Below are 26,123 nucleotides of genomic sequence, written 5' to 3'. Positions count from 1 at the left end.
CCGCAGGAGCCGGGGTGTCGTCGGCAGTGTCGGCAGCGTCGACATCGGGCGTCTCATCGGAAGGCACGGGATCAGGATATGGCGATTCGCGCACGCGGCATCACCGGCCGGTCACGGTGGCGAGCCGGTCGAGGACGAACCCGCGCAGGCCGTCGAGATCGGTGTCGGTGCCGACTCGCACGTCGGCCACCTCGTCCGTGGCTTCGGTGTCGTCCCGGAGTTCCGCGCGTCGCCGGTCCACCAGCGTCGCCCCACGGGAGGGGCCGTGCGTGCAGTCGACATCGATCGGAAAGCGCTCGGTGCGCAGGATGCCTGGTTTGATCGCCTCCGCGACCGCGACGGCGTCGTGCATGACGATGCCGTCCCAGCCAAGCGCCCGGTTGTAGTGCTCCCGGTAGTCCGGGGTCAGTGCGTACAGCGCCGTCCCGATCGGGCCCGAGCCATTCAGCTTGGCCAGCCACTCGGCGTCCACGGCGCAGCGATACGTGAGATCCATCGGGACGAGCACACACGACACCTCGCCGCCGGTCAGCACCCGACGGGCGGCCTCGGGGTCGCTCCAGATGTTGAACTCGGCCGCCGCTGTCGTGTTCCCGTGGCCCAGTGCACCACCCATGATCACCACGCGGTCGATCTTCTCCCGCACGCCGGGATGCGCGGCCAGCAGCGCGGCGATGTTGGTGAGGGGGCCGATCGGGGCGATCGTCACCGGTTCGTCCGCCGCGTTCAGCAGCGAGACCAGCAGTTCCACCGCGTCGGCGCGTTCGAGCTCGCGTTCGGGTTCGGGCAGGACCTGGGACCGGCCGGACAGCCCGTCGACACCGTGCGCGTAGTGCGCGCGGTGTGGGTGCGGGTGCACGAGCGGGCGCTCGGCCCCCGCGGCCACCGGAACGTCGGAGCGCCCGCACAGCGCCAGCACGCGCTGGGCGTTGCGGGTGGTGGCCGCGAGCGGGACGTTGCCGAAGACGGTGGTGACTCCGAGCAGGTCCACGTCCTCGCTGAGCGCGGCCAGCGCGATAGCGAAGGCGTCGTCGACTCCGGGGTCGGTGTCGATGATGAGCCTGGTCCCCATGCCGCTCCCTCGTCTCGTGGCCACTCCATGCACAGGTTACGGTCACGGGCATGACGTCCATGTGGGGTTCACCCGTGTTGTCCCGGGTCCAGGGGTGGCGCCGTGCCCGCCGCGACCCCCAGCAGGCGCGGTTCCTCACCGTCGACTCGCTGCGCTGGGTGCTGCGCAACCGGGCCTTCACCCCGTGGTACCTGGTGCGGTACTACCGCCTGTTGAAGTTCCGCCTCGCCAACCCGCACATCATCCTGCGGGGAATGGTCTTCCTCGGCAAGAACGTGGAGATCCACTGCAGGCCGGGGTACGGGCGGATGGAGATCGGCCGCTGGGTGCACATCGGGGACGGCAACGCCATCCGCTGTCACGAGGGCTCACTGCGCATCGGTGACAAGGCGGTCTTCGGCAGACAGAACGTGATCAACGGCTACCTGGACATCGAGCTCGGCGCCGCGACCCTGGTCGCGGACTGGGTTTACGTCTGCGACTTCGACCACGTCATCGCCGACATCAACCTGCCGATCAAGGACCAGGGCATCGTGAAATCGCCGGTCCGAATCGGGCCGGACACCTGGATCGGCACGAAGGTCTCCGTCCTGCGCGGGACCAGGGTGGGCCGGGGTTGCGTTCTCGGTGCCCATGCCGTCGTGCGCGGCGACATCCCGGACTACGCGATCGCCGTCGGTTCCCCCGCGCGCGTGGTGCGCGACCGCAAGGCCGACTACGAGGCGGACGCCGAGCGCCGCGAGGCCGTCAAGGACATGGCTCGCAAGGCCAGCAAGGCGCTGCAGAAGACGCTGGGCGAGCGGGACTGATCCGCCGCCGAATGGGGCTTCCCGTACACGGCCGTTCGTTGGTATAACTAACTTTCACACCGGTGTTCTCATCGCTTCCGTCCGCAACCCGGGCCCGGGGGGCTGGGGTTCTCCCTGCGTTGGAGGAATCGCTGGTGTCCAGAAACAGCCGTCCACTGCTCGCCGGAGTCGCAGGTGCCGCCGCGCTGACACTGCTCGTCACCGGCAGCCCCGCGCTCGGTGCGCCCGGTTCCCCGGATGCGCCCGCCTACTCCACCAGTCTCGATCGGGCACAGCCGCAGGACGACGCGTTCGTCTCCGCGGCGCAACAGTGCAGCGAGGCGCCGCGTGATCTGCCGATCCACCAGTTCACCGATCACCGCGAACTCGGCATCGAGCTCGACCGGATCGAGCGGGTCAGCGACGGCCGGGTCGACGTCGAGCAGGTGGGCCGCAGCAACCGTGGCCGCGAGATCTGGTCCGCACGGGTCGGCACCGGCCCCAAGGCGGTGCTGCTGACGAGCGAGATCCACGGGAACGAGAAGACCGGCACCGACGCCATCCTGGACCTGCTGCACTGGGCCGGGACGAGCGAGTCGCCGAAAGCCAAGCGGTGGCGGGAGAACCTGACCATCGTCGCGATTCCCAAGATGAACCCGGACGGCGCCGAACTCGACCGCAGGGGCAACGACATGTCCTGGCAGGAGGTCGTCGCGCGCTACCCGCAACTGCGGGGCAGTGAGCCCGCCTGGAACTACTACACCCGTTCGCTGCAGGGCGATGACTACTCCCAGCGGCCCGGCTTCGACACCAACCGCGACTACAACCCCGACCTGTCCTACGTCCCGAAGGCGGAGGACTTTCCCGGCAGTTCGGCCGAGACGGGCTGGTACATCACCCCCGAGTCGAAGGTCGTGCGGGACGTGTACCGCGGGCTGAGCATGGAGTTCGGCGAGGTGGACACCTACGTCGACCTGCACCACCAGGGCGCCTGCTACGTGATGCCGGACGATCCGGACGAGTTCGTCACGCTGTCGATCTCCGGCAAGTTCGTCGACGACCCCGCGGGCACTCCCGGCTACGAGAAGTACGCCGACGACTACGACCTGGACTACTCGAAGCGGCTCAACGTCGCGGTGTACAACGCGTTGCAGGGCGCGGCCAACAACCGTCCGTTGTTCGGCAACGTGACCCTGTACCCGCAGGACATCAACCTGCCCGGCACCGGGCTCGGCTCGTTCGCGCTCAACGGCAGCGGGACCGTGCTGTTCGAGGTGCGCGGCCAGACCCAGACACTCGGCCAGAAGTACCGGGCCGTGCTGACCCGCTCGGTCTACATCGGACTTGACGGCATGCTCTCCGCCGTCGCCAGCGGAAGGGTGAACCAGCTCGATCCCGCCGCCTACGACGCCATCCCGCCCCGCGGCCCGAACATCGGCAGCGCCGACGCGAGGTCGCGGTCCGACGAGCAGCGGATCCAGGTGCTGGAGAACTGAGAGGGCGTCATGCGCTGACAGGCGTCAGGGCCGCTGCCGGTGGTAGTGCCGGTCGGCCCGGACGCGGTCACCACACCGGGTGCTGCACCAGTGTCTGCGCCGGTGGGTGCGCAGCAGCAGTTTGACACAGCCAGGGGCGGGGCACTGTGCGAGTGCCTCGCCCCTGGCTGTCAGTACATCGATCGCGTCCGCGGCGATCGCGGCGGCGGTCCGCTCCGCCTTCGTGCCACCGAGCCAGCGCCACTCCCGGTGCGGGGGCTCCGCCCACGTCAGCGCGGGCGTTCCCGGCGCCACACGCAACACATCGTCCAGTTCGGACAGCGCGGATGGGGCGGGCTGCCGGGACTCGGTCCTGGCCAGGAACAGTTCCCGGACAACCTCTCGGAGCCGCTGAAAGCGGTCGTGTTCACTGTCCGCCAGTGTCTGGTCGGCCAGCCACGACGGCAGATCGTCGCCGTCCCTGTGCCGGGTGTTCACCAGGGCCAGTGCTGGGGAGAGGTCCTCGCCGGGAGCTGCCGTCATCTTCTCATGGTAACCCTTGTGTGTTTCCGTTAGAGCCACTAGCTTCGTTCTCATGGAAAATAGAACTGGTAAACGTGAGAACGAACTGGGTGTCACCGTGGTGGGCGGGCCGACCGCGCTACTCGAACTGGGCGGCCTGCGACTGCTCACCGACCCCACCTTCGACCCACCCGGCCACTACCTCGATGAGCGGCTGAGCAAGTTCGCCGGTCCCGTGCTGACCCCGGCCGAGTTGGACCCGATCGACGTCGTGCTCCTGTCCCATGACCAGCACCTCGACAACCTGGATGTCGCGGGGCGGGCGCTGCTCGGGCGGGTGCCGCAGGTGCTGACGACTCCCGGTGGCGCCACGCGCCTCGGTGCTCCGGTGCGCGGCCTCGAACCGTGGGAGAGCGTGGAACTCGCCCGCCCGGACGGGACCACCCTGCGCGTCACCGGAACGCCCGCACAGCACGGACCCGAGGACGTCGACCTGGGCATGCACGCGGAGGTGACCGGTTTCGTGCTCAGCGCACCGGACCTGCCCACCGTCTACGTCAGCGGTGACAACGCCGCACCCTCGGTCGTCGCCGAGATCGTCCGCCGCCTCGGCGTTCCGGACCACGCCGTGCTCTTCGTCGGCGCGGCCCGCTCGCCCGTGATCGCCGGAGGCCGACCGCTCACGCTGACGAGCGCGGCCGCTGTCGAGGTGGCGGGCATCCTCGGCGAAGCCCGGATCGTGCCCGTGCACATGGAGGGTTGGCGGCACTTCAGCGAAGGCGCCTTCGTGTTGCGGAAGGCGTTCGCCGACGCCGGTCTCCTCGACCGGTTGCTCCTGCCCGTGCCGGGTGAACGTGTCGTGCTTCAGGAAGGCGTTCGCGCGGTGGGCTAGGACAGGTCAGGGCTTGCGGCCGACGGCCCCGGCGATGCAGAACTCGACACCGCTGAGCGGGCGCAGGGTGGGGCCGTCCGGCCACCAGTACGCACACAGCTCCAGGTCTGGCTCCTTGCCTGGGCCGGACGGGACGATCTCCAGTCCGGGCAGGAGGGCCATGATCTGTTCCCTGGTTCGGAAGACGCCACTGCCCATCGCGCTGTGGACGAAGATGTCCTCCATCTTCCGGGCAAGTGCGCTGTGCTCCGGCGCCGCGGGGTCCGCAGGGTCGTAGAAATGGCTGAGGGCGACGTAGGAACCACTGGGCAGCGCGTCGATGTACTCCCGCATGATCCGGTCGCCGTCGTCGCCGATGTAGTGGTGCATCGTGCTCACGTGCATCAGCGCGACGGGCTCGGTGAAGTCGATGTGCGTGCGGACGAGGTCGTGGCCGAGTACTTCGGCTGGCTTGTAGATGTCGGCGCTCGCGATGTGCGTGCTGTCGTTCTCGGCGAGCAATGCGTTGCCGTGTGCGAGCACGACCGGATCGTTGTCGACGTAGACGGTCGTGCTCTCGGGCGCGATGCGCTGCACGACCTCGTGGGTGTTCTCCGCGGTCGGCAGGCCGGATCCGCAGTCGATGAACTGTCGTATCCCGCACTGGTCGGTCAGGAACCGTGCGACGCGAATCAACCAGTTCCGGTTCGCCCACGCCATGATCTGGATGTCGGGCGTGACCTTGCCGATCTCCTCGAGCACGCCGCGGTCGATCGCGTAGTTGTCCTTGCCTCCGAGTGCCGCGTCGTACACCCGCGCGATGCTCGCCCTGTTCGGGTCGACTCCGACCGGGACCGAACTGGGGGCTGAGGACGTTGAGGCGGACATCGCTTCCTCGCAATCGGTAGGGCGGTCGGCGAGTGGCCAACCTAACGTAGCGAGGCGAACACGAAACCACTAGGGCGTGTCTGTGCAGCCCCCGGTTGCCCTGTCGTGCTTCAGGAACTCTTGGGCACGGCGGGGTAGGGGACGAAGGTGCTGGTGTTCTCGTCCACGGTCAGCTGCTTGCCGATGGTCGGGAACGCGCGCTGCGAGCACGCGGGCCGGTCGCACACCTTGCAGCCCATCCCGATCGGGGTGGCCGCGGCCGTGTCGTCGAGGTCGAGGCCGGTCGAGTACACCAACCTGCGCGCGTGCCGCAGCTCGCAGCCGAGACCCACGGTGAACATCTTGCCGGGACTGCCGTAGCCGCCGATGTTGCGCGAGACGGTTCGGGCGATCCAGAAGTAGCTCTTGCCGTCGGGCATGCTCGCGACCTGGGTGAGGATCTTGCCGGGCGAGGTGAAGGCCTCGTAGATGTTCCACAGTGGACAGGCGCCGCCGACCCTGGAGAAGTGGAAGCCCGCGGCCGACTGCCGCTTGGACATGTTGCCTGCCCTGTCCACGCGGACGAAGGAGAACGGGACACCGCGCAGTTTCGGCCGCTGCAGTGTCGAAAGGCGGTGGCACACCGTCTCGAACCCGACGCCGAAGTGGTCGCACAGCCGCTCGATGTCGTAGCGGAACTCCTCGGCGCGGGCGTGGAAGATCCGGTAGGGCAGGATCAGCGCGCCCGCGAAGTAGTTCGCCAGGCCCACCCGGGCGAGCGATCTCGCGGCCGGGCCGGAGAACGCCCAGGAGTCGGCCAGTTCCGTGATCAGGTCGTCGTACTCCAGCAGCGCGATCTGCGAGGCCATCCGGAACGCCTGCTGCCCGATCCGCAGGCTGGGGGCCAGCCGCAGCACCCTGGCCCCCGGCTCGTACCGGTGCTGCTGGCCCGCCGCCTCGTCGATGCCCTCGCTGGTGACCGTGACCCGGTAGGTCTCCTCGAGCTTCTGGCGCAGGCGGGTCAGCACCTCGCCGCGACGCAGGTCCAGGTCCGCGGCCATCCGCTCGGCCCGCTCGTCCAGTTCGGCGACGTAGTTCTCCCGCTCGTAGAAGAAGTCGCGGACCTCCTCGTGGGGCAGCGGTGCGGCGGCGCTGCCGTGCAGGCCGGTGCCGTTCTCGGTGACCAGGGCCGCGGTGCTCTCCACCGCGTTGCGGTAGCGCCGGTGCAGCGTGACCAGCGCCTGCGCCATCGTCGGGAGATTGGTGGCGAGGTCGTTGATCTCGCTGGTCGAGACGTCGGCGCCGACCGACTCGTCCAGCAGCGCCTCCCGGACGTCGGCCACCAGCCGGGCGGTGTCGTTGTTGGCGAAGAACTCGGCGTCCACACCGAATGCCTCGGTGATCCGCAGCAGCACCGGGACCGTCAGGGGGCGGGAGTTGTGCTCGATCTGGTTGAGATAACTGGGTGAGATCTCGAGCACACGAGCGAGGTCTGCCTGGCTCATCGACCGGTTCTCGCGCAGGTGCCGCAGCCGTGCGCCGGCGAACGTCTTGTCCATTCTGACCGCCTGATTCCGGAACTTTTCCTGTCCGTACCGATCAAGTTCTGCAGTTTGACCGGTCTGCGAATCTGTTGATTCGCAAGCTTCACAAGATGCTACGGAATATTCGCATAAATTGGCAAATTAGCTCTCTGTTCCTGTTTCCCCAGCGCATGCCATGGTTGCGAACAGAAGGCGAGTGATCGCAAAGTTCGCAACGTTGGAGAACCGATGGCAGCGTCAACCCCGAAGGCCAACCTGGAGCAAGCGGCAGCAGAGCTTGCCAAGCAGTGGGAGACCGACCCCCGCTGGGAGGGCGTGAAGCGGTCCTACTCGGCGGCCGACGTGGTCAAGCTGCGCGGCAGCGTCGTCGAGGAGAACACCCTCGCCCGCCGTGGCGCCGAGAAGCTGTGGAACCTGCTGCACACCGAGGACTACGTCCACTCGCTCGGTGCGCTCACCGGCAACCAGGCCGTGCAGCAGGTGCGCGCCGGCCTGAAGGCGATCTACCTGTCCGGCTGGCAGGTCGCCGCCGACGCCAACCTCTCCGGGCAGACCTACCCGGACCAGAGCCTCTACCCGGCCAACTCGGTCCCCGCCGTCGTGCGCCGCATCAACAACGCGCTCGGCCGCGCCGACCAGATCAACTGGGCCGAGGGCAACACCGACATCGACTGGTACGCGCCGATCGTCGCCGACGCCGAGGCGGGCTTCGGTGGTCCGCTCAACGCGTTCGAGCTGATGAAGGGCATGATCGCCGCCGGTGCCGCGGGTGTGCACTGGGAGGACCAGCTCGCGTCCGAGAAGAAGTGTGGTCACCTCGGTGGCAAGGTGCTCATCCCGACCAAGCAGCACGAGCGCACCCTGAACGCGGCCCGGCTCGCGGCCGACGTGGCGGGTGTTCCCTCGCTGATCATCGCGCGCACCGACGCCCAGGCCGCGTCGCTGCTCACCAGTGACGTCGACGAGCGGGACCAGAAGTTCCTCACCGGCGGCCGCACCGCAGAGGGCTTCTACGAGGTGCGCAACGGCATCGAGCCCTGCATCGAGCGCGGTCTGGCCTACGCCGAGTACGCCGACCTGCTCTGGATGGAGACCTCCGAGCCTGACCTCGAGGTCGCCAGGAACTTCGCCGAGGCGATCAAGGCGAAGTACCCGAACCAGATGCTCGCCTACAACTGCTCGCCGTCGTTCAACTGGCGTAAGCACCTGGACGACGCGACGATCGCGAAGTTCCAGCGCGAGCTCGGCCACATGGGCTACAAGTTCCAGTTCATCACGCTGGCCGGCTTCCACTCGCTCAACTACTCCATGTTCGACCTGGCGCACGGATATGCCCGCGAGGGCATGACCGCCTACGTCGACCTGCAGGAGCGCGAGTTCGCCGCCGAGGACCGTGGCTACACCGCCACCAAGCACCAGCGTGAGGTCGGCACCGGCTGGTTCGACCAGGTCAGCACCGCGCTGAACCCGGAGAGCTCGACCACCGCGCTCAAGGGCTCCACCGAGGAAGCCCAGTTCTGACCCTCCCCTGAGCGGGGAATTCGTCGACGGCTTACCCGCACCTGGCCCGTCGTGACGCCAGGAAGTCGTCGACGAATTCCCCGCCACCCCTCACTTGTGATGAACCCCGGAGGACGACATGGCTGACAAACTCAACGGCTTTTTCGACAAGGCCGGACGGATCCAGGTCACCGGCGACCGCACGCACGCGCGGTTCGACGAGATCCTCACCCCGGCGGCGCTGGACTTCGTAGCGCGGCTGGACAACGAGTTCGCCGGCCGTCGTCGTGAGCTCCTCGACGCGCGCAGGCTGCGCCGCGAGCGCCTGGCCGCGGGGGAGGAGACGCTCGGTTTCCTCGCCGAGACCAGGTCCGTCCGGGAGGACGGCGACTGGCAGGTCACCGGCGCCGCGCCCGGTCTGGAGGACCGCAGGGTCGAGATCACCGGGCCCACCGACCGCAAGATGACGGTCAACGCGCTCAACTCCGGGGCGAAGGTGTGGCTGGCGGACTTCGAGGACGCCACCTCGCCGACCTGGCAGAACGTCATCGGCGGGCAGATCAACCTGTATGACGCCATCCGCCGCAACATCGACTTCACCACCGAGGCGGGCAAGCAGTACCGCATCGGGGGCACCCCGGCGACGATCGTCGCCCGGCCCCGTGGCTGGCACCTGGTGGAGAAGCACATCCGGATCGACGGGCGGCCGGTCTCGGCGAGCCTGGTGGACTTCGGGCTGTACTTCTTCCACAACGCGAGGCAGTTGCTCGCCAGGGGCAGCGGTCCGTACTTCTACCTGCCGAAGCTGGAGAGTCATCTCGAGGCGCGGCTGTGGAACGACGTGTTCCGCCTCGCCCAGCAGGAACTCGGCATCCCGCAGGGGACCATCCGCGCGACCGTGCTGATCGAGACGATCACCGCGGCCTTCGAGATGGACGAGATCCTCTACGAGCTGCGCGAGCACGCCGCAGGCCTGAACGCGGGCCGCTGGGACTACATCTTCAGCGTCATCAAGAACTTCGGCGAGCAGGGCGCCGACTTCGTCCTGCCCGACCGCGCACAGGTGACCATGACGGTGCCGTTCATGCGGGCCTACACCGAGCTGTTGGTGAGCACCTGCCACCGTAGGGGCGCGCACGCCATCGGCGGGATGGCCGCGTTCATCCCCAGCAAGGACCCCGAGGCCAACGCCACCGCCCTGACCAAGGTGCGCCAGGACAAGGAACGTGAGGCGAACGACGGCTTCGACGGCTCGTGGGTGGCCCACCCCGGCCTGGTCGAGACGTGCCGCGAGGTGTTCGACGGCGTGCTCGGCGACCGCCCGAACCAGGTGGACAAGCTGCGTGACGACGTCGTGGTGACGGCGGAGGATCTGCTCGACGTCGCCAGCAGTGGCGGCGAGGTGACCGAGCAGGGGCTGCGGGCCAACATCAACGTCGGCCTGCGCTACATCGACGCCTGGCTGCGCGGCACCGGTGCCGCCGCGATCTCCGGGCTGATGGAGGACGCGGCCACCGCGGAGATCGCGCGCTGTCAGGTGTGGCAGTGGATCCGCAACGGCACCAAGCTCACCGAGGGCACGGCCGTGACGGCGGAGTTCGCGACCCGGCTGCTCGACGAGGAATTCGCCGAGGTGCGGGCGGACCTCGGCTCGGACAACCGGCTCGCCGACGCGCGGGAGATCTTCGCCGAGACCGCGCTCGGGGAGAAGCTGCCGAGCTTCTTCACCACCGGCGCGTACGCCCGCTACCTCACCGAGCCCGCCGGAGCCGCGAGTTGAGACTCCGGTCTCCCTCACTCCTGACGGGGAGACCGGTCACGCTGGTCGGACAGCGTGCCTTCGGGGCCGGACGGGATCACCCGTCCGGCCCCGCTGCGCGCCCGCACTTTCCCGGGAAAGTGACCTACGTGCACACGCAACGACGTCCCTTTCCTGGGAAAGTGACCCACGTGCCCCGCGCGGTGTATCGCACTTTCCCGGGAAAGTGCGAGCTGAGAAGCAGGTGACCTGGGGGTGGAGCGGCAGGTCGCGGCACTTTCCCGGGAAAGTGACCTACGTGCACACGCAACGGGGGTGTTTTCGTGTAGAAAGTACCTTTTCCTGTCGGTGACACCGCCGGATGGCCGTAAGCCGGTTGGGCCACCTGGGGGGCTGAATCAGTTCAGGAGGAGCAACTTTGGAATAGGGTACGTATACCTACTGAAACCCTGGTTGTTTCTCGGCGCCGGACGAACGATGCTTCCGCTTACGGATCCTCTCCCTGCCTCTCGAGGAGTCTGGCTATGAAGACACGTTTTGTTCTGTCCCTGCTCGCCGCCCTTGCGCTGATGTTCGGCGCCGCAACCCCCGCACTGGCCGCTACTGGTCCCGAGAAGGCCGACCTGTCCAGCTCGGTTTCCGTGGCGGAGTGCCTGAGGTGCCCGCTCTGATACGGGTTTAGGGCTCGAAGGCGTTGCCGGTGGCGATCTTGGGACGTCCCAGGATCGCCGGCTCGCCGATTCGGGTGCGACGGTAAACCGCTGCGGTCTCCGCGGCGATCCGTCCCCAGTCGAAATCGGCGGCAAGGCGGGACTGCGCGGCATGCGCCCGCCTTCCGGCGGCGTCCGGGTCGGCCAGTACCTGGTCCACGGCCGTCCCGATCGCCTGTACGTCCCCTGGTGTGAAGGCGATCCCGGTCTCGCCGTCGATCACGACCTCACCCAGTCCGCCCGCGGTCGACGCGATCAGCGGGGCTTTCGCCGCGGCGGCTTCGAGCGCCACGATTCCGAACGGCTCGTACCTGCTCGGCAGCACGACGGCATCCGCCGCGGCGAGGACGGCACGCAGGTCCCGGTCGGACAGGTGCCCCACGAAGTCCACCGCCCGGCGCAGCCGCAGCTTCTTCGACTGTTCGACGAGTTCGTCCAGGTGGCGGCCCTTGCCCGCGATGACGAGCCGGGTGCCAGGGTGCTCGCGGCGGATCGCGGGCATCGCCGCCAGCAGATCCTGCACCCCCTTCTCCCACTCCAGCCTGCCGAAGTAGAGCAGCAGGGGAGCGCCTGCGGGGCTGTGCGCCTCGCGGGCACGGGCGATCTCGTTGTCGGCCACCTGCCAGCCGCGTTCCTCGATGCCGTTGTGGATGACGGTGATGTCATCCGGGTCGACCTCGAACAGGTGGGAGACCTCGATCCGCATCGCCTGCGAACACGTGATGAGCGCGTCGACCCGGTTGGCCAGCCACCACTCCACCGAGTGCACCTGCTGGTTCAGTGGGTGCGACAGCCAACCGGAGTGCCTGCCTGCCTCGGTCGCGTGGATCGTGCCGACCAGCGGCACCTGCGCGGCCTCGGCGAGCGCGATCGCCGGGTGGGTCACCAGCCAGTCGTGCGCGTGCACGACCTCCGGTCGCCAGCCGCCGAGCAACTCGGTTCCCGCGCGGACCATCGCGTGGCCCATGGCGAGGGTCCAGGCGACGAGGTCACGCTCGAAGGTCACGTGCATCGGGTCCTCGGCGACCCGGATGATCCGGACTCCCTCGACGACCCTGTCGGTCGTCGGGTGCGTCTCGGCGTCGGTCCCCGCGACATGACGGCACAGCACGACCACCTCGTGGCCGTCGCGGACGAGATGGCGGGCCAGTGCGTGGACGTGCCGGGACAGGCCGCCGACGACTACTGGCGGGTACTCCCAGGACAGCATCAATACGCGCATGGTCCGTCGATCCTCGCACCTGCTGGTCCAGGTGCTGCCATGGCATCCCTCACGTTTACCCGCGATGATCGCTAGTGTTGATTCATGTCGAATAGCGTTGACTTTCTGAGCACGCCATGGACGCACCTGGCCGGGCCGGGAAACGCCCTGCCCGAGTACCCGCGTCCTCAACTCGTGCGCGATCGCTGGCACAACCTCAACGGCACCTGGGAGTACACCGGCGCGGACGGATTCCGCGGTCACATCCTCGTCCCGTACCCGCCGGAGTCGGCCCTGTCCGGACTGCGCCGCCGCGACGAACGCATGTGGTACCGGCGGACGGTCGAGATCCCGCGGGACTGGCGCGGGTCGCGGGTGCTGCTGCACTTCGGCGCGGTCGACCAGGTGGCGACGGTGTGGGTGAACAACCAGCGCGTGACGGTGCACGAGGGCGGCTACACCGCGTTCAGCGCCGACATCACCGCCGCGCTGCGCCCCGAGGGCGAGCAGGAGATCGTGGTGCGCGCCGAGGACCTCGGCAACCGGGGGACCCACCCGGTGGGCAAGCAGGCAGAGCAGCCGGGCGGGATTCTCTACACGGGTGCCTCCGGCATCTGGCAGACCGTGTGGCTGGAGCCGGTGCCCGACGCGTATGTCGCGCGGCTCGACATCGGCCCTGACCTCACCGGGTTCGATCTCGTCGCCCGTGTCGCGCACGGCGGGGAACACCGCGTCGAGGTGGTGGCCACCGACCAGGACGGGACCGAGGCGGCGCGGGTGTCCGGGCGCGCCGAGTGGCGGCTGCGGGTGGATGTGCCGTCGCCGCGCTTGTGGAGCCCGGACGACCCCCACCTCTACGACCTCACCGTGCGGCTCCTGACCGCCGACGGTGAACTGGTCGACGAGGTTCGCGGATACACCGGCCTGCGCACGGTCTCCCTGGTCTCCGACGAACTCGACCGGCCGCGGATCGCCCTCAACGGGCGGATCACGTTCTCCCACGGCCCGCTGGACCAGGGTTACTGGCCGGACGGCGTGTACACCGCGCCGACGGACGACGCATTGCGGTTCGACCTGGAGCGCACCAGGGAACTGGGGTTCAACACGGTGCGCAAGCACGCGAAGGTGGAGCCCGCACGCTGGTACCACTGGGCCGACCGGCTGGGGTTGCTGGTGTGGCAGGACATGCCTGCACTGCCCGTGGTGCTGGACAACCCGCCGGGCCCCCAGGCGCCGCCCGTGGCCGAGGCGCGGCGGAACTTCGAGGCGCAGCTGATGGAGCTGCTCGACCAGCTGGGTAGCGTGCCGTCGATCATCGGCTGGGTCCCGTTCAACGAAGGCTGGGGCGAGTACGACACCGGGCGTATCGCCGACCTGGTGAAGTCGCGGGACCCGGACAGGCTGGTGATCGCCGACAGCGGCGTGAACTGCTGCCACTCCCATCCCGACACCGGCGCGGGCGACGTCTACGACGACCACACCTACGTCGGCCCCGGCACGCCGGAGGTGCGGGACGGCCGCGCCACGTTCGACGGCGAGTACGGCGGCCTCGGTCTCGTGATCGAAGGCCACGCCTGGCCCGGCGAGCCCATGGTCTACGAGATGACGTCCACCCGGGAGGACCTCACCCGTCGCTACGTCGAGGTGAGCCGGGACCTAGCAAGAATCGCCGCCGAAAGGGGCCTCTCCGGCGCGATCTACACCCAAACCACCGACGTCGAGAACGAGGTCAACGGCCTCCTGACCTACGACCGCCGAGTGACCAAAGTGGACCCGCAGGCCGCCAGAGCCGCCGCAAAGGCAGCCATCCAAGCCGGCACCCCCACCCCCTGACTTTGCGTTCCCTGCACCTGAGATCGCCATCTGTGTACAGGAGTTCCCCTTTCCCGCACTCGAGATCGCCGTTCATGTACAACGACCGCGGACCTCCCACCACCGATCGGGGGATAGCCCCGGAAATTGCGCCCCGGACACGGTATGCACCGTTCCGGTGGACAATCGAATTGGCCTGCGGACAACCGCCTCGCGCCCTCTAGTTTCGATCCCATGGGCGATCGGGAGACGACCGTGCGCAGCAGGGAGCTCGGCGAGGAACTGCGCGCGGCGATGAACAGGGCGGGGCTGACCGGCAAGGAGGCGGCACGGGAACTCGGCTGGTCGGAGAGCCGGATTTCCCGCCTGCTGAGCGGAAAACGCGGCGGAGCGCAGCTCGACGTCGCGTCGTTCCTCGCGGTATGCCGGGTGAAGGGAGCGGACCGCGATCGGTTGCTCCGGCTGTGCGGCGAACTGGACACACCGGGGTGGTTGCAGCAGTTCGGCTCCCGCCTGCCGACCCAGCTGAGCACGCTCATCGACCACGAGGACAAGGCGGTCTGCATTCGGGACTTCCAACTGGCGATGGTCCCCGGACTGCTGCAGACGGCCGACTACGCACATGCGCTGATCTCGGCGACCGCGAACGTGCCGAGGGCCGAGGTGCAGAGTCGCGTGGCGGCGAGGCTCCGCCGGAGAAACGTGCTTGTCCGGCCGCGCCCGGCGCTCTTCACGTTCTTCGTGCACGAGTTCGTGCTGCGGCTTCCGGTCGGTGGCCGCTCGGTCATGTCCGAGCAGCTGCATCACCTGCTGCAGCTGTCCGTGCGTCCGTCGATCTCGCTGCGCGTCGTCCCCAGCGGCATGGGCGCGCACGCGGGAGTGGCCGGGCACTTCAAGCTGATGGAGTTCACCGCGTTTCCGCCGGTCGTGTACCTGGAAAGCGAGACATCCACCCTGTTTCTTGAAGAACCGGTGGAGATCGCGGCGTATCGCCAGGTGTTGCGCGCCCTCGCGGAAACCGCACTGGATGAGGGACAATCCCGGGAGCTGATCGCCACCCTGGCGGTCGAACTCTACGGGGATCGGGACAACCATGACGACAGCGCACGAGCCGGGCGGACTGGTCTGGCGTAAGAGCAGCTACTCGGGTGGCAATGGTGATTGCGTGGAGGTGGCGTGCGGTCCGGCCGGAGTACGGGTGCGGGACACGAAGGACCGTGCGGCCGGAGCGCTCAGCGTCGATCGGCACGGGTGGGACGCTTTCCTGGCGGACCTCGCCGCCCGTCCGTAGCGGGACCGATCCGGACACGATGAGTCGCAGCCCCGGGAACCAGCAGGGGCTGTTCCTCGGCGGGCCGAACTGACACCCGAACGGCGAACTCGTGTGCGGCAAACGCGAACGCGTGTGCGTGGATAGCGATCTCGTGTACGCAGATGGCAATCTCGGGCTAGAGGGTGCGGGCGTCCATGTGGCCGAAGGGGGACTCGGCTCGGAGGGTGGACGCGCGGGACAGGGCACGGGCGGGGTCGGTGTCCAGGAGGGCCAGCAGCTCGTCGGATCTTGCCGTGTGGGTTTGGGCGCGGCGGCGGGCGTAGTCGGCCGCGGAATCCTTGGTGACCATGAAGGCCCAGTCGCTCGACAGTGCCAGCATCGCCTCGCGCAGGGCCTGATCGCGCACCGGGTCGCGCAGCCCGGTGCGCTCATGCGCCGCCAGCAGCCGGTGCTGCAGCGCGGTGTTGTCCGCCACCATGTCGGCGACCTGCTCGCCGTCCCACACCCGCCAGTCCTTGCCCGAGCCCCACGAGGACGCGGGCAGGTCCACCGGCCCGCCCAGGTGTCCCGCCTCCAGCGCGCCGCGCAGGGTCGTCACCCGCACCCCGGCCTCGGGTAGCGCCCGCAGAATGCCCTCCAGCCACGCGGGCCCCTCGTGCCACCAGTGCCCGAACAACTCGGTGTCGTACGCGGCGACCACCAGCGACTCGTGTCCGTGCTGTTCGCGCAACGACCGCAGCCGGGTGACCACGGTGTCCACGAAGTCCTTCACATGCGCGCCAAGGGTTTCCGTGGCCAGCGCCGGTTCGTACGGGGCCTTGTCGGCCGGTTCCACCGTCTTACCGGTCACCCGCGACGGCTTGAGCCCGACCTCGTGCGCCCACGTGTGGAAGTCGCGGTAGTTCGCGTGTCCTGGGTAGCCCGCCTTCGGGGACCACACCCGGTAGGTGACCTCCAGATCCCGGCCGAAGCACACCACGTCCGACGACCCGACCGTGCGCGCCGCCGAGGTGTCGCCGCGTAGCGAGGGACCGTCGACCAGAAACCGCCGCACCCCGGCTTCGGCATAGCCGGTCTCCATGCCGGGCGCATAGCCGCACTCGGGCGCCCAGATCCCCTCGGGCCTGCGCCCGATCCGCAGCCGCGTGTCGTCCAGTCCGCCGCGCAGCGCGAAGTCGCGCACCCGCGGCTCCAGCAGCGGCTGGAACGGGTGCGCCAGCGGGCCACCGAGCAGTTCGACCACATCGGAGTCCACAAGGGAACGCAACACGGGGGAGAACCCGTGCCGCCACCGGGTTTCGAAGTCCTCCAGTGCACGCGTCGCCGTCCGGTGCTCGTCGGCGGCGAGTGCGCTGAGCGCGTCCTGCCCGCGCCACAGGCCCGCGGCGTGTTCGGTGCGCAGCCGCCAGGTGCCGAGCCATTCGTGGAACGACCGCAGGCTGTAGGGATCGTCGAGTTGCGCGGCGAGCACCGGAGTCACCCCGAGGGTGAGCACGTCCCTGCGCCCCTCGTCGGCGAAGCGTCGCAGCAGGTCGACCACCGGCAGATACGAGTGCGCCCACGACTGGTAGAGCCACTCCTCGCCGACCGGCCAGTTCCCGTGATGGGCCAGCCACGGCAGGTGGCTGTGCAGTACCAGGCAGAACGTGCCCTCCGACCCGCTCATCGCGCCACCGCCACGGCCACGAGGTCCAGGCTCGCGTCGAGATCGTCGCCGTGCACCGCGAAGTCCTCCGCGCGGATCGCGGCGATGTCACCGAGCAACGGCTCGGGCCAGACGGCCTGCCCGGGTAGTTGTCCCATGACGACGTCGAGCTGGGCGTCGATGATCGACCCGCCGTACCGCTCGTCCAGTGCGCGCACACCGGGGCCGTGGTGCAGGCCGTGCAGCAGTTCGACGTCGAAGTCGGCCTCACGCAGCAATTCGTCCAGTTCGGACGGTGCGAGTTCCCTGGTGTGGTAGGGATTGAGCGGCGTATCGCTGTCCGGGGTGAAGGTGAGCCTGTTGGGCGTGGTGACGATCAGTCGTCCGCCCGGTCGCAGCACCCTGCGGCACTCGGCGAGGAAGCCGCCCTGGTCCCACAGGTGCTCGATCACCTGGAAGTTCGCGACGACGTCGATGCTCGCGGTCGCGACCGGGAGATAGGCCAGATTGCCCCGCGCGACGGCAATGCCGGGGTAGCGGGCGGCCACGTGCACGGTGGTCGGCTGGTCGTAGTCCAGCGCGAGTACCCGCTCCGCCCGCCGCGCGATCAGCCCCGCGCCGTAACCCTCACCGCAGCCCGCCTCCAGTACCGTCGCGCCCGTGCAGTAGGGCAGGAGCGCGACGTACGCGGCCTCGTGTCGGCGGAACCAGTAGTTCTCCTCCGGGATGCCCGGCACGGTGCGCTCGCCGGTCAGGTGCAGGGCGTCGGCGCGGGCGGACGCCTCGGCAGATGGAGTACTCACAGGTAGGGACCCTAACCGCAGTGCCGAGACGCTCCCGCTGCACCGCCGGTCAGTGGCTGGGAGGTGGTGGGGTGCTGCCCCCGCTGCCCCCGGTGCCGCCGCCCTTGCCACGATCACGCAGCTTGTTCAGTGCGTCCTTGGCCTGCTGTCGCTTGCGGGGGTCGCTGGCGAACTCTTTCGCCTGCGCGATGGCGCGGCGTCCCTGTGGGCTGCTGGCCAAGCGGGCCACCTTGCTGAAGAGCGATGCCATGTCGGTCCTTCCGGCGCCAGTGAATCCGTCTCGACCATTCTCCAACGTCGGGGGGCCGCTGTCAGTTCCGGCCCGTCAGGCGGGCGACACGGTGACGCCCAGCGCACCGGGCCCGGTGTGCACACCGATCACGGCACTGCCCTGCACCAGGACGATCTCCCGCAGGTCCACCAGCCGTTCCCTGAGTTGCTGCACCATCGCCATCTCCCGTTCCGACGGCGCCGCACTGGCGATGGCGATGTCCACCGGCCGCGAGCCGGCGAACTCGACGGCGATGTCGGTGAGTTTGGTCAGTGCTCGTTTTGTGCCCGGCACTCGCGACAGGGGCGCGACCTCGCCACCGCGGATGGTGATCAGCGGTTTCAGGGAAAGCGCTGTGCCGAGCATCGCGGCCGCGGCCCCGATCCGCCCGCCCTTGCGCAGGAACTCGAGTGTGTCCACGTAGATGAACTCGGAGCTGCCGTAGAGCCTGCGCTCGGCGGCCTCGATCACCCGTCTCGGGTGCCCACCCGCCGCGGCGGCCCGTGCGGCGGACAGTGCTGCGAAGCCCAGGCTCATCCCGGTGGTGCTGCTGTCCAGCACGTGCACCGGGACGCGGACCTGCTGGGCCGCCGCTCGCGCCGCCTCGACGGTCGCGGAGAGCTTCCCGGAGATGTGCAGGCTGACGATGGCGTCGGCGCCCTGGCTGACGGCCTGCTGGTAGGTCCAGAAGAACGCGCCCTGGTCGGGGGGTGACGTGGAGATGTCGGCTCCCGACCGGAGGAGGTTGATGAGTTCGCCCCGGTCGAACCGGTTTTCGTCGTCGGTTCGTTCGTCGACGTGGATCTGGACCTGGACGACGCTGATGCCCCACTGTGCGGCCAGTTGGTCCGGCACGCAGGCTGTCGAATCGGTGATTACTGCTACGGGCACGACCGGAGGTTAACTCGTTTGCACCCAGTCGAAGTAGTGCCTTGCACCCGAACGGACGCCCGGGGCCACGAGAAGTAATGATCAAGGTGAACATAAGCGACGTCGGACGTAGAATTACCGGGACCATCGTCCCAATAAACCGGGATTCCAGGTGAATGCGGTCACCTCGCCGGGCCAACGGCCGGAAAACCCCATAATCTACCGGCCAGTAGAGCCCTGTCCGGGTGCACGAGCGCTCCAGTATCGGGAGGTCGAAGTAGACCCATGACCAACATCGTCGTTCTGGTCAAGCAGGTGCCGGACACCTACTCGGAGCGCAAGCTCTCGAGCGGTGACCACACGCTTGACCGCGAATCCGCCGACGCCGTTCTCGACGAGATCAACGAGAAGGCCGTCGAAGAGGCCCTGAAGATCAAGGAAGCCGGTGAGGGCGAGGTCACCGTGCTCTCGATGGGCCCCGACCGCGCGACCGACGCGATCCGCAAGGCGCTGTCGATGGGTGCCGACAAGGCCATCCACGTCTCCGACGAGGGCCTGCGCGGCTCCGACATCGTCGCCACCGTCAAGGTGCTGGCCGCCGCGATCAACAAGGCCGGAGGCTTCGACCTCGTCATCGCGGGCAACGAGGCGTCCGACGGCCGCGGCGGTGCCGTTCCGGCCATGCTCGCCGAGGTGCTCGGCGTGCCGCAGCTGACCCACGCACGCACGGTCAGCGTCGAGGGCTCCACGGTGAAGGTCGACCGGGAGACCGACGACGGCATCACCCACCTCGAGGCGAACCTGCCCGCGGTGGTGAGTGTCGGCGAGAAGATCAACGAGCCGCGCTACCCGTCGTTCAAGGGCATCATGGCCGCGAAGAAGAAGCCGGTGGAGAAGCTCACGGTCGCCGACCTCGGTGTCGACGCGGGTGAGGTGGGCCTGGACAACGCGTGGTCCAGCGTGCTCGAGGCCTCCCCGAAGCCGCCGCGCGAGGCGGGTCAGCGGGTCGAGGACGAGGGCGACGGCGGCACCAAGGTCGTCGAGTACCTCGTCGGCCAGAAGCTCGTCTGATCCGTCTGACATCTCCAGTCTTCCTCGAGGAGTAACAAATGGCTGAAGTACTCGTCCTCGTCGACCATGTCGACGGTGAGGTCAAGAAGGTCACCTACGAGCTGCTGACCGCGGCCCGCGAGCTCGGTGAGCCGTCGGCCGTCGTGGTCGGCTCGCCCGGCACGGCCGGCAAGGTGAAGGAGTCGCTGGCGTCCTACGGCGCGGCGAAGGTCTACGTCGCCGAGTCCGACGACGCCGGCAGCTACCTGGTGACCCCGAAGGTCGACGCGCTGGCCGCGCTCGTGGAGCAGGCCTCGCCTGCCGCGGTCGTGGTCGCGGCGTCCGCCGAGGGCAAGGAGGTGTCCGGGCGGCTCGCCATCCGGATCGGCTCCGGTCTGCTCTACGACGTCGTGGACGTCAACTCCGACGGCACGACCGAGCAGTCCATCTTCGGTGGGGCGTTCTCGGTGAAGGCCAAGGTTGCCAAGGGCACCCCGGTCATCTCGGTGCGTCCGGGCAGCGTCGAGGCCACGCAGGCCGACGGCGCCGCCGCGGAGGAGACCGTGGAGCTTCCCGCGGTGGACCCGGCCAAGGCCGCCAAGATCACCGGCATCGAGCCGGTCGTCGGTGGCGACCGCCCCGAACTGACCGAGGCCTCGATCGTCGTCTCCGGTGGTCGTGGTGTCGGTTCCGCGGAGAAGTTCGAGGTCATCGAGAAGCTGGCCGACTCGCTCGGCGCCGCCGTCGGTGCCTCGCGTGCCGCGGTCGACTCGGGCTACTACCCGGCGCAGTTCCAGGTCGGCCAGACCGGTAAGACGGTCTCGCCGCAGCTGTACGTCGCGCTCGGCATCTCCGGCGCGATCCAGCACAGGGCCGGTATGCAGACGTCGAAGACGATCGTCGCGGTGAACAAGGACCCGGAGGCCCCGATCTTCGAGATCGCCGACTTCGGTGTCGTGGGCGACCTGTTCAACGTCGCACCGCAGCTCACCGAGGCGATCGCCGCGCGCAAGGGCTGATCGCACACCGGTAACGCAACACGGTCAGGGCCATCCCCGTCACGGCGGGGGTGGCCCTGACCTGCGTCTGGAAACGGCGGACTCCGAGGTCACGGTGATTCGTGAAACTCGGCCGACGAAGTCCCGCTATCGAGGCGGCAGGGCGTCAAGCAGCAGTACCGGACACTTCCTGGGAGCCAGGGCCCTGGCGATTCGATCGCGGACCCGAGTTTTCAGACAAGCACTGACGTCGTTCGTGTCTTGTTTTTTGGTGAGCCGGCGCGGAAGCTGTCCCGATGGCGGAGCTCGACGATGGCGTCGTGTGGCGGGCCATTCGTGGCGACCGTGCTGCCGCGGCGGAGCTGCTGACAGCGATCCGGCCGGGGGTGCTGCGCTACTGCTGGGCCCGGCTCGGCCCGCTCGGCGCGACTCATGTCGCACCAGACGACGTCGCGCAGGAGGTGTGCCTCGCCGTCTTCCAGGCCCTGCCCCGCTATCAGGACCGGGGCCTGCCCTTCGCCGCGTTCGTGTACGGCATCGCGGCCAACAAGGTCGCCGATGCCCACCGTGCCGCTGCCAGATTCGCGCTCGTGCGGCCGGTAGACACCATCGCCGAGCCCGCTGACGAGGCTCCCGGCCCGGAGCGGCACGCCGTCGCGGCGGACATGTTCCGCCGCGTCACCGGACTGCTGCAACACCTTTCCGAGACACAGCGCGAGATCATCGCGCTCCGGGTCGCCGCTGGTCTGTCCGCGGACGAGGTGGGCGCGGTGCTCGGCATGACCCCTTCGGCCGTGCGGATGGCCCAATCGAGGGCGCTCGCCCGTCTGCGGGAGTGGACCCGGGACGCGGTGGGGGAGGTGCTGGCGCTGTGACCACATTCGGCTCGACCGGCCCGCGCCGGGACGACGCGGTGGACGAGGTGGACGAGGTCACCATGGCCGCCGATGACCTGCTGCTGGACCGACTGGGCCGGGGTGAGCAGCAGGCCGATACCGACTCCGGCGCGGTGGCGGACCTGCTCGCACAATGGCGTCGCGCCCTGCCTGACGGTACGGAAGCGGATGTCCGTGAGCCCCTGTCCGTACTGTCCGCACCCGAAGTGCCGCGCTCCCGCCGGTTCGGTGGCCGTGCGGCTCGCGCTGTGCTGGCCGGTGCCACTGCCACGGTCGTCGCCTTCGGCGGTGCGAGTCTCGCGGCGGCGAACGCGGGACCGGACAGTCCGCTGTGGCCGGTCACCCGCGTCCTGTACCCGGACCGTGCCGAGTCGAGAACCGCGGCCGACGCGGTTGTACAGACGCTCGGTGCGGCCAGGGCCGCGTTGGACCAAGGACGCGGTACGGAGGCGGACCGTCTGCTCGACGAGGCAAGTGTCCTGCTCACCGACGTCCGCGAACCTGCTGTGGCACAACGTCTGCGTACCGAGGTCGAGCAGTTGCGCGTACTGGTCGTCGCAGTCGAGGTCGGCCGCCCCGCTCCGCGAACTCGTGTTGAGGCACCGTCGGCCGGCGAGCGGTCTGCACCCGCCGTTCCGGCCGAGGCCGTGCCATCGACCGCCGCACCCGCCCGTGGCCCGGCGCGGTCGACGGTCCCGCCGGAGCGGAACGTCGTGCCCGCGCCGGACACCGGCGAGGTGGCTCCCCCCGCGCCGCTCACCGCGGTGCCGGTCCAACCGGGCGTTCCCGCTCCCACGCTGAACGTTCCGCCGTTACCCGGCTGAGACCGCCACTGCGCCGAATGCCGTATCGGCCCAGGACCGTTCGGTCGCATTTCCGTCCGATGTGTCCTCATTGCGTTGCGCCTTGGCTGCCGTCTCGATCTATGAACGATCGCTTACCCGTAGTTCAGAGCCGAGCGAAGTCGAATCAGACACCGAGGAGCAGTTCATGCGTGTCCGCCCGCTAGTCGCGGCAGCGTTGGCCTTCGTCATCACCATGGCGATGGCTCCCGCTGCCGTTTCGGCCGCCGTTGATCCGGCGGAGTTAGCCGTACGCCAGGCCGATACCGACGCGGTCATTGACGTGCGCCGCGCCGGAGAGGTGCGACCGACTGCCGAACAGATCGACGCCGTCTCGCCGTTGCTGAGCCAGGCAGGCGCGGGCACCAGGGTCACCTGGGATCCTCGATTCGGCACCCCCCGCACCATCAGGCAGGACGGCGGCTGGCTGACCGAACCGCGATCGGGTGACCCGGTGACCGTCGCTCGGTCCTTTGTGGAGGTGAACAAGGCGCTGTTCGGCCTCACCGAGCAGGATGTCGCCGCGCTGGACGTTGTCGGCGAGCACGAGCTGAACGGAACCGGCACCACGGTCGTGACCCTCGTGCAGACGTTCGGTGGCGTCCGAGCGGTCCGTGGCGGGCATCTCACCATCGCCGTGACCGAGGACGGTCGCGTGCTCTCCTACGCGGGCGACCCGGTCCGCAGCGGCGGTTTGCTGGAGGAGCACCAGCTGACCCCGGCCGCGGCGCTTGGGGCCACGGCGGCGGAGTTGGCGCCGGATGTCGACTTCACCCCAGAGGCGGCAGGTGAGCGGGCCGGTTTCCAGGTGTTCGCCAAGGGCCCCTTCGGTGCCGAGTCCTACGTGCGTCGCGCTGCGTTCCCCACTGCGGACGGAGCTCGGCCCGCCTACCACGTGCTGTTCGTCAAGGCGCTCGATCAGGCCTGGGACACCGTCATCGACGCCGTGAGTGGCGTGGTGCTCTACCGGGCGAGCCTCGTCGACCACGAGGCCGAGGGCACCGTGTATGAGAACCACCCCGGTGCCGAACGCGGCGGAGCGCCGGTCATCAAACCCTTCGGGCCGACCGAGCAGTCCCCCTCCGGCTACGTCGACCCCAGTGGTATCGCCGGCCTGGCCGGCCCCACCACGGCGGGCAACAACGCCGACACCTACGCCAACTACTCGAACTTCCTCGTTCCCGCCGACCAGGGTCCGCGACCGGTCAGCGCGACCTCCCAGTTCAACTACTCCTATGCGAGCAACTGGGCACGCAGCGAGGGGGAGACGGTCCCGCCGAGCTATGCCCTCGACGTCGACCCGGCCAGCACCAACCTGTTCTGGCAGCACAACCGCATTCACGACGAGTTCTACGCCCTCGGCTTCACCGAGTCGGCGGGCAACTTCCAGGTCAACAACAGCGGGAAGGGCGGCCAGGGCGGGGATCCCATCCTCGGTCTCGTGCACGCCGGTGCGGCCACCGGCGGGGCGCCGACCTACACCGGCAGGGACAACGCGTACATGCTCACGCTTCCCGACGGTCTGCCGCCGTGGAGCGGGATGTTCCTCTGGGAGCCGATCAACGACGCGTTCGAGGGGCCGTACACCGACGGCAACTTCGATGCCACGGTGATCGAGCACGAGTACGCGCACGGTCTGTCCAACCGGTACGTCAGTGGCGAGGACAACGCCCTGAGCACCCACCAGTCCGGATCGATGGGCGAGGGCTGGGGTGACTGGTATGCGCTGAACTACCTCTACGGCAACGGCCTTGCCGACCGTGCGGTCGTGGGTGAGTACGTCACCGGCAACGCGGACCGGGGCATTCGCAACTGGGACTACGACGAGAACCCGACCACGTTCGGCGACATCGGCTACGACCTCGTCGGCGCGGAGGTGCACTCGGACGGTGAGATCTGGACGACCGCGCTGTGGGACGTCCGGAAGGCGCTCGTCGCGAAGTTCGGCGAGAAGGCAGGTGGGGAGATGAGCGCCCGCATCGTCACCGACGCGATGCCGCTCTCGCCGCCTAATCCGTCCTTTATCGACATGCGGGACGCAATGCGTACCGCGCTGGACAACCGGTACCACTCCCGGACCGACTACGCCACGGTCGTCGATCTCGTCTTCGGTGCGTTCGCCGAGCGCGGGCTCGGTGTCGCCGCGACGACCGAAGGGGGCGAGGACACCGATCCCGTGCCCTCGTTCGCGCACGTGAACCCGGCACACAACGGAACGTTCACCGGCACTGTGGTGAACGCGTCGACCGGTGAGCCCATCGCCGGGGCCAAGGTGATGCTCGGAGTCTTCGAAGCAAGGGTGAGCCCGTTGCGGAAGACCTCCTCCACCGGTGCGTTCTCCGCCCCGGTCAGTGCGGGCAGCTATCCGGTGACGATCTCCGCCCCCGGCTTCGGCGCACACACCTTCACCGACGTCTCGGTTCGCGCGGGAAAGACGACCGCCAAGCAGTTCTCGATGCAGCCCAACCTGGCCTCGACGGCCAACGGTGCCAAGGTCGTCTCCTCGACCTCGGCAGGAGCGGACAAACTGCTCGACGACACCGAGGCCAGCAGCTGGGCGGCGGCGCCGGGCACCGGCAACGCCACGATCGAACTGGCCAAGGCTGCGCCGATCTCCGCGGTGCAGGTGAGTGCGTTCACCACGTCCCGTTTCGAGGGCCTGCGCGGGTTCGCGCTGCAGACATCCACGGACGGGGTCAACTGGCAGACGGTACGAGTGGAGACCGACGCCTTCGGCTACGAGACACCTCGCCCGACCGCACCGGATCTGCACTACCGGACGTTCACATTGGACAATCCGGTGGATGCTCGTTACGTGCGCTTCTGGACGGACTCCGCGCTTGGCGAGACGAAGACGCGGGTGCAGGCGGCGGAGCTGCAGGTGTTCTCCGGCAAGGTCAAGGGTGTCGAGCCGTTGCCACCGACACCGCCGGACGAGCCGGTGGTCGACAACGGCACGATCGCGGCGGGCAACCCGTCCACCGGATCCGCGCCGACCGGCGTCACCGCGGCTGCACTGACGTCGAACTGCACTGTGCCGCCCCCGCCCGCCCAGGGCGCCGACGGCTGGGTCACCGAACTCCCGGCGAGCTTCGGCGACGGTGCGCACAAGGTGATGGTCACCGGGGACAGCACGGCCCCGTACGACCTGGATCTGTACTTCTATGACGCATCCTGCTCGCCGACCGGTTCGGCCGCCTCCGCGGCTGCCGACGAGTCCGCGACCTTGCCGAGCGGCACCCGCTTCGTGCTGAGCCAGCTCTGGCTTGGTGCGGGAATCCCGATCACCCTCACCGCGACCGACACCCAGTAGGACAGAAGCTGTCAGGGGCACCCTTGCCACACGGCAGGGTG

The 26,123-nt window shown here is 68.7% G+C and carries 23 protein-coding genes; 14 read left to right on the top strand and 9 right to left on the bottom strand.

Translation table 11 applies throughout. From position 1 onward, the window contains the following. Positions 1-100: 100 nt before the first annotated feature. Positions 101-1,072 (bottom strand): nucleoside hydrolase, encoded by a 972-nt coding sequence (locus tag BM199_RS10865; RefSeq protein WP_091672541.1) that lies wholly within the window; start codon positions 1,070-1,072, stop codon positions 101-103. Positions 1,073-1,122: 50 nt separating this feature from the next. On the opposite strand from BM199_RS10865, the gene BM199_RS10860 reads away from it, so the two are divergent. Further along, positions 1,123-1,881 carry an acyltransferase gene (locus tag BM199_RS10860; RefSeq protein ID WP_091672540.1) on the top strand — a complete coding sequence of 253 codons (759 nt, stop codon included), beginning with the start codon at positions 1,123-1,125 and terminating at the stop codon, positions 1,879-1,881. A gap of 134 nt (positions 1,882-2,015) precedes the next feature. Beyond that, positions 2,016-3,356, top strand: a complete 1,341-nt coding sequence (locus tag BM199_RS10855) for a M14 family zinc carboxypeptidase (RefSeq protein WP_091672538.1) — start codon at positions 2,016-2,018, stop codon at positions 3,354-3,356. 24 nt (positions 3,357-3,380) lie between these two features. Here the strand turns inward: BM199_RS10855 and BM199_RS10850 are convergent, their stop codons facing one another. Next, positions 3,381-3,878, bottom strand: a complete 498-nt coding sequence (locus BM199_RS10850; RefSeq protein WP_177242570.1) for an ABATE domain-containing protein — start codon at positions 3,876-3,878, stop codon at positions 3,381-3,383. A gap of 52 nt (positions 3,879-3,930) precedes the next feature. On the opposite strand from BM199_RS10850, the gene BM199_RS10845 reads away from it, so the two are divergent. Beyond that, positions 3,931-4,749, top strand: a complete 819-nt coding sequence (locus BM199_RS10845; protein WP_091672535.1) for an MBL fold metallo-hydrolase — start codon at positions 3,931-3,933, stop codon at positions 4,747-4,749. Between the two features lie 6 nt (positions 4,750-4,755). Here BM199_RS10845 and BM199_RS10840 read toward each other — a convergent pair whose 3' ends face one another. Beyond that, complete coding sequence (locus BM199_RS10840; protein ID WP_091672533.1) at positions 4,756-5,616, bottom strand: SAM-dependent methyltransferase; 861 nt, start codon at positions 5,614-5,616, stop codon at positions 4,756-4,758. A 110-nt stretch (positions 5,617-5,726) separates the two neighbouring features. Next, positions 5,727-7,154: a short-chain fatty acyl-CoA regulator family protein gene (locus tag BM199_RS10835; protein WP_091672532.1), complete on the bottom strand. Its 1,428-nt coding sequence runs from the start codon at positions 7,152-7,154 to the stop codon at positions 5,727-5,729. Between the two features lie 213 nt (positions 7,155-7,367). On the opposite strand from BM199_RS10835, the gene aceA reads away from it, so the two are divergent. From aceA to BM199_RS33825, 3 genes are all read left to right on the top strand, one after another. After that, positions 7,368-8,660: an isocitrate lyase gene (aceA, locus tag BM199_RS10830; protein ID WP_091672530.1), complete on the top strand. Its 1,293-nt coding sequence runs from the start codon at positions 7,368-7,370 to the stop codon at positions 8,658-8,660. Between the two features lie 118 nt (positions 8,661-8,778). Further along, the gene (gene aceB, locus BM199_RS10825) at positions 8,779-10,419 is read left to right on the top strand and encodes a malate synthase A (RefSeq protein ID WP_091672528.1); all 1,641 of its coding nucleotides are present in this window, start codon (positions 8,779-8,781) and stop codon (positions 10,417-10,419) included. A gap of 503 nt (positions 10,420-10,922) precedes the next feature. Continuing rightward, entirely contained in the window at positions 10,923-11,069 is a 147-nt protein-coding gene (locus BM199_RS33825; protein WP_177242569.1) for a hypothetical protein, read from the top strand. 7 nt (positions 11,070-11,076) lie between these two features. Here BM199_RS33825 and BM199_RS10820 read toward each other — a convergent pair whose 3' ends face one another. Further along, a complete protein-coding gene (locus BM199_RS10820; protein ID WP_091672527.1) occupies positions 11,077-12,330 on the bottom strand; it encodes a glycosyltransferase family 4 protein in 1,254 nt (417 codons plus the stop codon). Between the two features lie 84 nt (positions 12,331-12,414). On the opposite strand from BM199_RS10820, the gene BM199_RS10815 reads away from it, so the two are divergent. The 3 genes from BM199_RS10815 to BM199_RS10805 all read left to right on the top strand — a co-directional run bounded on the left by BM199_RS10815 (position 12,415) and on the right by BM199_RS10805 (position 15,412). Further along, the gene (locus tag BM199_RS10815; RefSeq protein WP_091672525.1) at positions 12,415-14,142 is read left to right on the top strand and encodes a glycoside hydrolase family 2 protein; all 1,728 of its coding nucleotides are present in this window, start codon (positions 12,415-12,417) and stop codon (positions 14,140-14,142) included. Between the two features lie 213 nt (positions 14,143-14,355). Continuing rightward, entirely contained in the window at positions 14,356-15,255 is a 900-nt protein-coding gene (locus tag BM199_RS10810) for a helix-turn-helix domain-containing protein (RefSeq protein WP_091672523.1), read from the top strand. After that, positions 15,215-15,412, top strand: a complete 198-nt coding sequence (locus BM199_RS10805) for a DUF397 domain-containing protein (RefSeq protein ID WP_091672521.1) — start codon at positions 15,215-15,217, stop codon at positions 15,410-15,412. The genes BM199_RS10810 and BM199_RS10805 overlap by 41 nt, the downstream gene beginning before the upstream one ends. Before the next feature lie 157 nt (positions 15,413-15,569). Here the strand turns inward: BM199_RS10805 and BM199_RS10800 are convergent, their stop codons facing one another. The 4 genes from BM199_RS10800 to BM199_RS10785 all read right to left on the bottom strand — a co-directional run bounded on the left by BM199_RS10800 (position 15,570) and on the right by BM199_RS10785 (position 19,004). Then, positions 15,570-17,060 (bottom strand): 1,4-alpha-glucan branching protein domain-containing protein, encoded by a 1,491-nt coding sequence (locus BM199_RS10800; RefSeq protein WP_091672520.1) that lies wholly within the window; start codon positions 17,058-17,060, stop codon positions 15,570-15,572. After that, complete coding sequence (locus BM199_RS10795; RefSeq protein ID WP_091672518.1) at positions 17,057-17,842, bottom strand: class I SAM-dependent methyltransferase; 786 nt, start codon at positions 17,840-17,842, stop codon at positions 17,057-17,059. Before BM199_RS10795 ends, BM199_RS10800 begins: the two co-directional genes overlap by 4 nt. Positions 17,843-17,891: 49 nt before the next feature. Further along, on the bottom strand, positions 17,892-18,092 hold the full coding sequence (locus BM199_RS10790; protein ID WP_091672517.1) for a hypothetical protein: 201 nt from the start codon (positions 18,090-18,092) through the stop codon (positions 17,892-17,894). 75 nt (positions 18,093-18,167) lie between these two features. Next, positions 18,168-19,004, bottom strand: coding sequence for a DegV family protein (locus tag BM199_RS10785; protein WP_091672515.1), 837 nt, complete (start codon positions 19,002-19,004; stop codon positions 18,168-18,170). A gap of 264 nt (positions 19,005-19,268) precedes the next feature. Between BM199_RS10785 and BM199_RS10780 the strand changes: the two genes are divergently transcribed. The 5 genes from BM199_RS10780 to BM199_RS10760 all read left to right on the top strand — a co-directional run bounded on the left by BM199_RS10780 (position 19,269) and on the right by BM199_RS10760 (position 26,082). Then, positions 19,269-20,054: an electron transfer flavoprotein subunit beta/FixA family protein gene (locus tag BM199_RS10780; RefSeq protein ID WP_091672513.1), complete on the top strand. Its 786-nt coding sequence runs from the start codon at positions 19,269-19,271 to the stop codon at positions 20,052-20,054. Between the two features lie 38 nt (positions 20,055-20,092). Then, positions 20,093-21,052 carry an electron transfer flavoprotein subunit alpha/FixB family protein gene (locus tag BM199_RS10775; RefSeq protein WP_091672512.1) on the top strand — a complete coding sequence of 320 codons (960 nt, stop codon included), beginning with the start codon at positions 20,093-20,095 and terminating at the stop codon, positions 21,050-21,052. Positions 21,053-21,327: 275 nt separating this feature from the next. Next, entirely contained in the window at positions 21,328-21,906 is a 579-nt protein-coding gene (shbA, locus tag BM199_RS10770) for an RNA polymerase sigma factor ShbA (protein ID WP_091672510.1), read from the top strand. Further along, on the top strand, positions 21,903-22,751 hold the full coding sequence (locus tag BM199_RS10765) for a hypothetical protein (RefSeq protein ID WP_091672508.1): 849 nt from the start codon (positions 21,903-21,905) through the stop codon (positions 22,749-22,751). Before shbA ends, BM199_RS10765 begins: the two co-directional genes overlap by 4 nt. Positions 22,752-22,917: 166 nt before the next feature. Next, complete coding sequence (locus BM199_RS10760) at positions 22,918-26,082, top strand: M36 family metallopeptidase (protein WP_091672506.1); 3,165 nt, start codon at positions 22,918-22,920, stop codon at positions 26,080-26,082. Positions 26,083-26,123: the final 41 nt, after the last annotated feature.

It is taken from the genome of Amycolatopsis marina, from assembly GCF_900111885.1.
GTDB lineage: Bacteria > Actinomycetota > Actinomycetes > Mycobacteriales > Pseudonocardiaceae > Amycolatopsis > Amycolatopsis marina.
Note: the sequence above shows the minus strand (reverse complement) of the source record. Positions and strands in the feature narration are given on the sequence as shown.